The sequence below is a fragment of the Bradyrhizobium uaiense genome (assembly GCF_010811875.1).
In the GTDB taxonomy this organism is placed as follows: domain Bacteria; phylum Pseudomonadota; class Alphaproteobacteria; order Rhizobiales; family Xanthobacteraceae; genus Bradyrhizobium; species Bradyrhizobium uaiense.
On sequence record NZ_VKHP01000302.1, the window covers coordinates 1 to 10,081 of the forward strand.

The 10,081-nt window shown below is 65.6% G+C and carries 6 protein-coding genes and 2 pseudogenes; 4 read left to right on the forward strand and 4 right to left on the reverse strand.

What is annotated here, in order from left to right:
- Positions 1 to 250, reverse strand: a pseudogene (locus FNJ47_RS41090) (AEC family transporter); the annotation flags it as partial.
- Between the two features lie 121 nt (positions 251 to 371).
- On the opposite strand from FNJ47_RS41090, the gene hspQ reads away from it, so the two are divergent.
- Complete coding sequence (gene hspQ, locus FNJ47_RS41095) at positions 372 to 704, forward strand: heat shock protein HspQ (protein WP_021081543.1); 333 nt, start codon at positions 372 to 374, stop codon at positions 702 to 704.
- Positions 705 to 759: 55 nt separating this feature from the next.
- Here the strand turns inward: hspQ and FNJ47_RS41100 are convergent, their stop codons facing one another.
- Both FNJ47_RS41100 and FNJ47_RS41105 read right to left on the reverse strand, forming a co-directional pair.
- Positions 760 to 2,034: an MFS transporter gene (locus FNJ47_RS41100; RefSeq protein WP_175068489.1), complete on the reverse strand. Its 1,275-nt coding sequence runs from the start codon at positions 2,032 to 2,034 to the stop codon at positions 760 to 762.
- Between the two features lie 337 nt (positions 2,035 to 2,371).
- Positions 2,372 to 3,202: an invasion associated locus B family protein gene (locus FNJ47_RS41105; protein WP_163161880.1), complete on the reverse strand. Its 831-nt coding sequence runs from the start codon at positions 3,200 to 3,202 to the stop codon at positions 2,372 to 2,374.
- 397 nt (positions 3,203 to 3,599) lie between these two features.
- Here FNJ47_RS41105 and FNJ47_RS41110 point away from each other — a divergent pair, with 397 nt between their 5' ends.
- From FNJ47_RS41110 to FNJ47_RS41120, 3 genes are all read left to right on the forward strand, one after another.
- Positions 3,600 to 5,333 (forward strand): extracellular solute-binding protein, encoded by a 1,734-nt coding sequence (locus FNJ47_RS41110; RefSeq protein WP_163161887.1) that lies wholly within the window; start codon positions 3,600 to 3,602, stop codon positions 5,331 to 5,333.
- Positions 5,334 to 5,374: 41 nt separating this feature from the next.
- Entirely contained in the window at positions 5,375 to 6,928 is a 1,554-nt protein-coding gene (locus tag FNJ47_RS41115; protein WP_165446096.1) for an AMP-binding protein, read from the forward strand.
- Positions 6,929 to 7,035: 107 nt separating this feature from the next.
- Positions 7,036 to 8,262 carry a GGDEF domain-containing protein gene (locus FNJ47_RS41120; protein WP_163161882.1) on the forward strand — a complete coding sequence of 409 codons (1,227 nt, stop codon included), beginning with the start codon at positions 7,036 to 7,038 and terminating at the stop codon, positions 8,260 to 8,262.
- 845 nt (positions 8,263 to 9,107) lie between these two features.
- Here FNJ47_RS41120 and FNJ47_RS41125 read toward each other — a convergent pair.
- Positions 9,108 to 10,081 (reverse strand): annotated as a pseudogene (locus tag FNJ47_RS41125) (hypothetical protein); the annotation flags it as partial.

Consider the following 10,081-nt stretch of genomic DNA (forward strand, 5'->3'; position numbering starts at 1 on the left):
CCGCGACCATCGCCAGGAAGAATGCGATCACGGTTCCGAGCGTGGTGGCGATCAGGAATGGCGGGTTGTTCAGCTCCGCAAACGGGGTCTTGGACATGATCCCGAACAGCAGCGCCGGCAACGAAACGTAAAGCAGGAAGAAATTCATCCAGGCAAGCCCGCTCTCGGGCAAACCCTTCGCCTTGCCGCACGCGTAGCCGATGAAGATCAAGCCGAAATACGGCAGCGCCAGATTGAGGATATCGATCATTCTGAAAGTAGTTTCTCGGCCGGATTTCGGGGCGTTTTTGCAGGGCTGGAATCGGTAAAGCGGGGGTTAATTCGAGGCTTAGCCCCTAGCATCGGCCACAATGTTGGTCTATCGACGAACCATGATCAAAGCGCGCACCGCCAAATTCCAGATCGGGCAGATCGTCCGTCACCGGGTGTTCTCCTTCCGGGGCGTGATTTTTGATATCGACCCGGAGTTCAACAACACCGAGGAATGGTGGCTGTCGATCCCCGAGGACATGCGGCCCCACAAGGACCAGCCGTTCTACCACCTGCTCGCGGAAAACTCGGAGACCGAGTACGTCGCCTATGTCTCGGAGCAGAACCTGTTGCCCGACGAGTCCGGGGAGCCGATCCGGCATTCGCAGGTGGCTGAGATCTTCATCAAGGACAAGTCGGGCGGCTACCGTCCGCGCAATCCCTCGCTGAACTGACGCGCGGCTTCTGTTCGCAACTGCCACGGCGTTCGCGCTGGCGCATCTCACCTGCTCACACGCCCTCGCGTTTGGCGAGCGCCGCCGCGATCGCCCAGACCACAAAGCCCGCCAGCGCCAGGCCCGCGCCGACGAGGCCGGTCGACGTCCAGCCATAGCCGGCCGCAACCGCCATTCCGCCGAGCCAGGGGCCGAGCGCATTGGCGACGTTGAAGGCGGAGTGATTGAGCGCCGCAGCGAGGCTCTGCGCCTCGCCCGCGACATCCATCAGCCGGGTCTGCAACACCGTCGCAAGCGCGCCGCCGAGCCCGATCAGGAACACGTCGGCACTCAGCGTCCAGAAATTCGTCGCCGCCAGCGGATACAGCGCCAGCGTGGCGGCCGACCACAGCAACAGCCCGCCCGCGGTTGCCATCAGCGCGCGGTCGGCGAAGCGCGGCACGATGATGTTGCCGGCGGTGAGGCCGGCGCCGAACACGCACAGCGTGACCGGCACCAGCGCGGGCGATGTGTGCGTCACCGCCAGCATGGTCGAGGCGAGATAGGTGTAGACCGAGAACAGCCCGCCGAAGCCGATCGCGCCGATCGCCAGCGTCAGCCAGACATGCTTGCGCCCGAGCGCAGACAATTCACGCAACGGGCTCGCGTTGGTGTTGGCCACGTCACGCGGTGCGAAAATCAGCACCAGGATTGCGGTCAATAGCGCGAGGCCGGCAACGATCGCGAAGGCCCAGCGCCAGCCGATCACCTGCCCGACCCCATTAGCCAGCGGTACACCGATCGTGGTCGCGATCGTCAGGCCGAGAATCACCCGGCCGACCGCGGCGGTGCGCTTGTCCATCGGCACCAGGGAGGCCGCGACCAGCATCGCGATGCCGAAATAGGCGCCGTGCGGCAGCCCGGCGAGGAAGCGCAGCGCCAGCATGGTGTGATAGTCGGGCGCGAGCCCGGACAGGCCGTTCATCAGCGCGAAGAAGCCCATCAGCGCGATCAGCAGCGTCCGCCGCGTCATGCGCGCCGACAGCACGGCGATCACGGGCGCACCCACCACGACGCCGAGTGCGTAAGCGCTGATCGCGTGGCCGGCCTGGGGCTCGCTGACGTTGAGATCGTGGGCGAAGAACGGCAGCAGGCTCATGGTGGCGAATTCGGCGATGCCGATCGCGAACCCACCCATCGCCAGCGCGAGATGCACGATGCCCGGATGAAACGCCCCGGGCACATTGTCCTGGTTGACGCGGATACCAGCACCGACCGCAGGATCGGCGACCGCCGGCTCCGAAGGCCGGGAGAGCGGTTCCCGACGCTGCGTGCTCACTTGCTGGGACATTGCGCGACTTCCATGACTGCGAATGGCGGCCAGCGATCACGAAGAACCGCGCGCATTCGCGCATCGAAGGCGCGCTCTCCGCGCTTTCGACTGGCCTCCCGTATCGGATTTATGATTGGGCTTCGACGCCGGACTTGTCCGGACAAGGCACTGGCGACACGCGCTCGACTCGCGACGCAATCGCAGTGCCCTTCAGCAAACATCGCACACGATCTGCACGATCACCAGCGCGGCAGGCTGCCATCAGCCAGTCCGTATCGCATGACGAAAAAGGCGCCCTTGCGGGCGCCTTTGGCTTGCGATGATCTCGCGTTTTCCTGAACGCTTGATTGACGTTTTACTTGGCCGCTGGGTTGGCCGGAGCCGGCGTCGCGCCGCCTGCGCCTTCCAGCTTCTTGCGCTGCTCTTCGGCGCGCTTCTGCAACTCTTCCTGCAGCTTCTTTGAGTTCTCCTCGAACACCTTCGGATCGGTCGGCGGGCCGTCATAGGCCTTGGCGAATTCAGTGTTGAGCGGCAGCGGCAACGTCAGCGGTGCGCCGTTCGAATTGATCGCCTGAACAACGAGGTTCTGGCCCTTCTTCATGTTGGCGATCAGCTCGGGGGTTGCTTCATAGTCGGACATGCAACCGTTCTGGAAGCAGATCACATAGGGCGCCTGCTGCGGCGGATTGCCGTCGACGATGATGCGGGTGCCGTGCACGAGTTGCATGCCGAGCGGCAGCGTGACGCGCAGGATCTTCTTCGGCTCGCCTTCCGGCTCGATGATCACGGCGGCGATCACCGGCTGGCCGGACTCGATGCGGCCGTCCTTGCCGGTGAAGCAAACCTGCTTGGCATTGGCTTCCTGGCCCTTGAGGCAGAACTTGGTCCAGGGGGCGTAGATCAGCTGGATCTGCTGGTCCTGCGGCGGCTGCTGGCCGGCGGCCGCAGCGGGCGGCGCACCTGCGGCCGGTGCCTGGGCTGCGGGTGCCGGGGCTGCCGGCGCCGCCTTCGGAGCTGCCTTGGGTGCCGCCTTGGGCGCTGCCTTCGGTGCCGCAGGCGCCGGCGCTGCCGGCTGCTGGGCCTGAGCGGCAGGAACCAGGAGCGCTGCAGACAGAGCCGTCGCCGCCATCAGGGCAACAATTCGCCCATGCGGCCGGACCGGGGCGGCCAAGATACGGAAATTCATTGCGGAAAACCCTTTCTGAACGGCAGCGCCCGAAACCGCTGCAGGCGCCGACACATAGCCGTTTGGGCGGCTGTCTCCTAGTCAATTGAGGCGGATACGTGACTGGCGTTCCCGCCGATCCAATTGCACGCCTTCAATACAGCGGCGCGCGGAAAGATCAATGCCGACAACCGCATTTGCGGCTGTGGGACGGCGAGTTTCAGCGCCCTGTGATAAACCTCCCGATGTGACGTTTCGCGAATCAAATCCCGCGCCTCACACACCTGTTCCCGGGCGCGTCGGGCGCGGCGCGTTGGCCGCGATCCGGCTCGGCTTGGCAGTCGGCTCGGCATTCATCTTGGCATCGCTGACGGGCGGGCTTGCCGCTGCGGCCGGCGCCGAGAGCCACGCCATCGCGATGCACGGCGCCCCTGCGCTGCCCGCCGACTTCACCCACCTGCCCTATGCCAATCCTGACGCCCCCAAGGGCGGCCGGCTGGTCCAGGGCGTGATCGGCACCTTCGACAGCCTCAATCCCCTGATCATCAGGGGCGTCGCGGTCCCGCAGGTCAGGGGCTACGGCTATGAGCGCGGTTATGTCTACGAAAGCCTGATGGCGCGCGGCAATGACGAGCCGTTCACCCTGTACGGCCTGCTCGCGCGCAGCGTCGAGACCGACGATGCCAGAAGCTATGTGACCTTCCACATCGATCCCCGTGCGCGCTTTTCCGATGGACAGCCCGTGCTGGCCGATGACGTGCTGTTCTCGCTGGCGCTGTTGCGCGACCACGGCCGCCCGATGCACCACCAGTATTATTCGAAAGTTGCAAAGGCCGAGGCGCTCGACCCGCTGACGGTCCGGTTCGATTTCGGCGGCGTGGCGGATCGTGAATTGCCGCTGATTCTCGGCTTGATGCCGATCCTGCCGCGGCACGCCATCGACCCCGAGAAATTCGAGGAAACGACGCTGGCCCCGCCGATCGGGACCGGCCCCTACCGTGTGACGGCGGTCAAGCCCGGCGCCAGCGTGACCTTCACGCGCGACCCCAATTACTGGGGCCGCGACCTGCCGATCAACCGCGGCTTCTGGAACTTCGACGAGATCAGGCTCGACTACTACCGCGAGGCCAACGGGATGTTCGAGGCCTTCAAGCGCGGCCTGTACGATTTCCGGACCGAGACCGAGCCGCTGCGCTGGCACGATGGCTACGACTTCCCGGCGGCGCGCAACGGCGAGGTGATCCGCGACGTCATCAAGATCGGCACACCCAGGCCATCGGAATTTCTGGTGTTCAACAGCCGACGGCCGAAATTCGCCGACGTCAGGGTACGTCAGGCGCTGGCGATGCTGTTCGATTTCGAATGGATCAACCGCAATTATTATTTCGGGCTGTTTTCGCGCGCTGGCGGTTACTTCGCCGGCTCGGACTTGTCGGCCTATGGCCGCCCCGCCGACGATCGCGAGCGCGAACTGCTCAAGCCATACCTGTCGCACATCCAGCCTGACATCCTCGACGGCCGGTATCATCTGCCGGTCACCGACGGCTCGGGGCGTGACCGCACGATTCTGCGCAACGCGCTCGCGCTGCTGTCCGATGCGGGCTACGCGCTCGACGGCACGGTGCTGAAGCAGCGATCGACGGGGACGCCGCTCCGGATCGAGATCCTGGTCACGACACGTGAGCACGAACGGATCGCCCTCGCCTACCAGCGCGACATCAAGCGCGCCGGCATCGAGGCCGCGGTGCGGGTGGTCGATGCGGTGCAGTTCGAGCAGCGCCGGGTTGCCTACGATTTCGACATGATCCCCATTCGCTGGGACCAGTCGCTGTCGCCGGGCAACGAGCAGTGGTTCTACTGGGGCAGCCAGGCCGCCGATGTGCCGGGCACCCGAAACTACATGGGCGCCAGGGATCCGGCGATCGACGCCATGATCGCGGCACTGCTGGCGGCGCGGGAGCGGCCGGCCTTCGTCTCGGCGGTGCAGGCGCTGGACCGGGCCTTGATGTCGGGCTTCTACGCTATCCCCCTATTTAACTTGGGAGAGCAATGGATTGCGCGCTGGAATCGGATAGAACGGCCTTCGACCACGGCGTTGACGGGCTACCTGCCGGAGACTTGGTGGCAGAAGCCCAGCGTGCAATCCAAGTAAATTTCCATACTGATCTGCCAGGTGATGCGACCCGACGCGACATGACCCGGTCTGATCGAAGCGATGCAACCGACGTTGAACCTGTGAACCAGTCGATCACCTCGCCAACGCTCGATACGCTGTTCAAGCGCACTTTGGCGCGGCAGCCCGAGGCGCTGGCACTGGTCGACCCGCTTAACAAGCAGCGCATCACCGGCCAGACCCGCAAGCGCCTGACCTATGCGCAGGCCGACCGCGCAATCTCGGCGATCGCAGCCCATTTCGTCGAGAGCGGATTGCCGGCCAATACGGTGATCGCGGTTCAGCTTCCCGGCACGATCGAATTCGCCCTGACGGTGCTCGCCGCCTATCGGGTCGGGCTGGTGGTTGTGCCGTTGCCGCTGCTGTGGCGGCAGGCCGAGCTCACGTCCGTCCTCAACCGCACCGCGGCGCGGGCGATCGTCACCTGCGGCAGGATCGACGGCGTGTCCTATGCCGACATCGCGATGAACGCCGCGGCGGAAGCGTTCTCGATCCGCCACGTCTGCGGCTTCGGGAGCGATCTGCCCGAAGGCATGGCATCGCTCGACCAGGCGATCCTGCAGGACTCCCGGACCTCGCGCCCGATGATCCAGGACGGCCGCAAGCCGGCGCTGATCTCCTTCGACGTCACCAGCGACGGCTTTCGTCCGGTGCCGCGGGCGCATTTCGGCCTGATCGCAGGCGGACTCGCGATGTCGCTGGAGAGCGACCTGCCGCAGGGCGCGACCATCCTGTCGGCGTTCGCGCCGATGTCGTTTGCCGGCATCTGCGCGTCGCTGGTGACCTGGCTGCTGTCGGGCGGAACGCTCGTCGTGCATCACCCGTTCGACGAGGAAGCGTTCGAGACCCAATTCAACGATCACGGCTGCGACACGCTGATCGCGCCCGCGCAACTCGCGCTGCGGCTCGACGAGCGCGGCCTGTCGGAGCGCCTGCCCACCCTGCGCAACGTGATCGGCCTCTGGCGCATGCCGGAGCAGGTTGCCTCGAGTGCGCACTGGACCTCCGGGCGCGTGACACTGACCGACGTCTATCTGTTCGGCGAGGCCGGGTTGTTCGGCGCCCGCCGCACCGCCGAGGACGGATCGCCCGCCCCGATCAAGCCCGGTCCGCACAGCGCGCCGCGCGAGGCGCCCGGCGCATCGATTGCCGGCGAGATCCTGCTGACGCCGAAGGGCACGCTCGGCCTGCGCGGCCCGATGGTGCCGGTCGCCGCCTATGCGCCGCCGCCACCTCCGGGCGACAGCCTGATTGCGCCGCCGCCGCGTGATTTCGTCGACACCGAATACGCTGCGCGGATCGATCGCGTCACCGGCGCCGTCAACATCACCGCCCCGCCTTCGGGCGTCATGACCGTCGGCGGCTACCGGTTCCTGGCCCAGGAGCTTCAGGAATGGTCACGCCGCCTCGGCCAGGGCGCGCTGTTGACGGCATTGCCGGACCGACTCAGCGGCCACCGGCTGGCCGGGCGGGCGCAGGACAATGCCCGCGCCCGCGACGCCCTCACAGAACTTGGCCTTAACCCGTTGATGGTCGAAGCATTTCGCGACCGAAGCGGCACCGCGACGAGTTAAAATCTTATCATTGCGTTAGTCTTAGCATTGTGTTGACGCCGCATTAAGCCATGCGAACTAGCATCGTAGCCGTTTGCTGATCTTAAGCATTGGTTTCGAGCGTTCGAATGTCTCAACAAGGTCCGGTCCTCATCGTATCGGCGTCGGCAAAGCCGCCGTTCGCCGCCGTTCTCGATGAGACGAAGCTGTTTCCGGTCGTGGTCACGGACTGGAACGAGGCCGGACGGGCCATCGAGCAGGTCAAGCCGGCAGCTGTCATTGCAGCCGCCGAGGGCGTCGACTTCGTCACCCTGTCGGGTCTGGCCAAGCGTGCGGCCGCCCGCGCACCCTATCTGCCACTGATCGCGGTCGATCCCGCGACCACCTTGCCCGACACCGCGATCGCGTTCTTCCAGAAGAAGGGCTTGCCGGATCGCCTGATCGCGCGGCTCAACGCGTGCTTACGTGTTCGCGCGCTGCATGCAACCGTGATGCGCCGCCTGGTGCCTCCGGCGCCGATCGCGCTGTCCGACATCGATCCCGTCGGCGAGGCCACCACGCTGCTGATCGGCCGCGGCGGCGCCTACCCGACGCTGTCGGTCGCGCTCGGCGAACGCGCCGGCGTGGTCGGTGCGCTCAGCATCGAGGCCGCCGCCAAGCATCTTTCAAGCCGAGACATCGATGGCATCGTACTGGCCGAAGGATTCACGCCGCGCGTGATGGATGCCTTCCTGACCGTGCTGACCGAGGATGTCCGCTTCCGTCCATTGCCCGTCATCGTTGCCTCGGGCGAGCTGACGCCGCGCTACGAGCTGCCCAATCTCGAGATCGTCACCGCCGGTCCGACACGTGTTGCCGACATGGCGTTGCCGATGATCCGCCAGCACGCCTTCGAGGCGCGGCTTGGCCGCATGCTCAAGGCGATCGACGCCAAGGGCCTGATTGATCCGCGCACCGGCCTGCTCACCAAGGCTGCGTTCGAGCGCGACTTCGCCACCGCCGTCTACCACACCGCCGAGCGCGGCGGCGCGCTCTCGGTGGCGCGGTTCACCTTCGACAACACCCAGCCGCGCGCGCAATTCGACGGCGCGCGGATCATCAGCCGATTGATGCGCCAGGCCGACTTCGGCGCCGTGCATGACGACCGTTCGCTCGTCGTGGCCTTCGCCGGCACCGACCTGCGCAACGCGCAAGCGATCACGCGCCGATTGGCGAGCGTGATGCGCCACACCCAGAACGGCCGCCGCGATAGCAGAGCCGAGCCCGCCGTCAGCGTCGCAACGCTGATGCCGGGTGATTCCGCGCTATCGCTGCTGGGTCGGCTGTTTGGGATGCCGGAGCGGGCGGCGTCGTAACAAGCTGTGCACCAGCTTATGAGGTCGCAAATCTTTCGAGCATCGTCCGCAAATCGCCGGGGAATCAGTAACCGGACGGCGGCTTCGCGGGGGCCCGGGTGAACACTGGTCGCAGCCCAGCATCTGGAGCAAACGGACTTGGATAAACGTTCCGCGGGTCACAGAGCTGACAACCGTTTGGCCCCCATGGCTGCGTGGCCGCCGCACCGCACAGCGGCAGCGCCATGCGTGCCGCGACAGCTGGCGGAACAGCCTGTTGACCGCCCTCGCAATAGTAGGCACCCGCAGTCTTGCTCGCCGATAGTGCAAGCAACGCTGCGACGAACAGAGCTCTCATGCTCGCCTCCAAGCTCTTCGGACCCAATCAGCAGAAAAGCAATTTGAGAATAGTTCGGGCCCGAGCAGTCGTATAGTCGCTCGTCGAGCCCGCCGGTGCGCCTCCCGCTCGCAGACCCTCACCCGTCCGGCCACACGGAATAGACGCACCGCCGCCTGCGGCTCACTGGCCGGCACGCGGCGATTGGCGAGCGTGATGCGCCACACCCAGAACGGCCGCCGCGACAACTGCGCGGAGCCGGCCGTCAGCGTCGCAACGCTCATGCCGGGTGACTCAGCAACGTCCCTGCTGGGTCGGCTGTTCGGGACGCCGGAGCGCGCGGCGGCGTAACAAGCGCAATGCCGCTTGTCAGTTGCTGCGATCGCCGCCCGGGCATTGCCGTCAGGCGAAGCCACTCATCTCGGCGGCTCCGCATGCCTCGGCCGAAAAGTGCGAAGCGGCTTTCCGAGACGATCATGCTTAAACAAAAATCTAAAGCGCGATGGATTCAAGCTGATCTCATCGCGCTTTAGGCATGCGGCTGCGTCAATTGGGCCTGCATGGCAGCTGCGGCAGGCTCCGTGATCAGCGTTCCGCCGTGGCCGTCGCCGGCCGCGACGAAACTGTTGGCGGCGTACTGGCCAAGCAGCGCAATCTGGGCCATGTGCGTGCCGTCGCCGACGCTGAGGGTTCCTCCTGTGCCGCTGCTGTTGGCCGAGAAGCCCACGGTGGTGGCGGAGCCGAAGCCGATGTCCCGCAGGTCGAGTTGATCCTGACCTCCGAAATCCGACACCGTTCCGCTGAACGCCGCAGATTGGTCGAGTTGCAGCGTGCCGGTGTTGCCGGCAAAGATCGCGTGCCCCGCATAGGCGCCGGTAAGCTCGAGTGTTGCGCCTTGCTCAACGGTTACCGGATCGACCACCGTGAACTGTAGCCAGCCGGTCGTCGTGTTGTTGTTCAGCAAAAGCTGCGCCCACAGCGTGTCGGTGTTGCCGGTCGTGCCCTCGTTGAACACGGTGTTGGCGACATCGCCGGGAGCCACGTTGATCGTGTGGCCGCCGGTTTGCGCCACACCGTTTACGACGAACTGGCCCGTAGCAGGAGTTCCATCGGAATCCCACAGCTCGAGCTTCTGATACCCGACATTGCCGGGATCCAGGATCGTCACCAGGTTGGATAGCGCAATGGTCTGGCCAGGGGTCGCGGTGCTGAAGTTGTGCACCGTGACCGTCGGATTCGGCACCGAGACCGCAAACTGCTGCCAGCTACCCGCCGTGCCGTTCTGAACCAGCCGCGCCCATAGCGTATCGGTGCCGGCTGAAGTACCGGCATCGAACACCACATTGGCACCCGACGGCACATTGATCGCATGGCCCGCGGTCTGCGCCACGCCGTTGATCAGGAACTCGCCGCCGGCTGCCGTGCCGTTCGAATCCCACAGCTGCAGCTGATACGAGACATTGCTCGGATCGGACACGTTCACCAGGCTCGAGAGCGCAATCT

What these genes read in the sequence shown, in the direction of transcription:
- FNJ47_RS41110 (WP_163161887.1), top strand. Translation starts at nt 3,600, where the DNA reads ATGCACGGCGCCCCTGCGCTGCCCGCCGACTTCACCCACCTGCCCTAT.
- hspQ (WP_021081543.1), top strand. Translation starts at nt 372, where the DNA reads ATGATCAAAGCGCGCACCGCCAAATTCCAGATCGGGCAGATCGTCCGT.
- FNJ47_RS41120 (WP_163161882.1), top strand. Translation starts at nt 7,036, where the DNA reads ATGTCTCAACAAGGTCCGGTCCTCATCGTATCGGCGTCGGCAAAGCCG.
- FNJ47_RS41115 (WP_165446096.1), top strand. Translation starts at nt 5,375, where the DNA reads ATGACCCGGTCTGATCGAAGCGATGCAACCGACGTTGAACCTGTGAAC.
- FNJ47_RS41105 (WP_163161880.1), bottom strand. Translation starts at nt 3,202, where the DNA reads ATGAATTTCCGTATCTTGGCCGCCCCGGTCCGGCCGCATGGGCGAATT.
- FNJ47_RS41100 (WP_175068489.1), bottom strand. Translation starts at nt 2,034, where the DNA reads ATGTCCCAGCAAGTGAGCACGCAGCGTCGGGAACCGCTCTCCCGGCCT.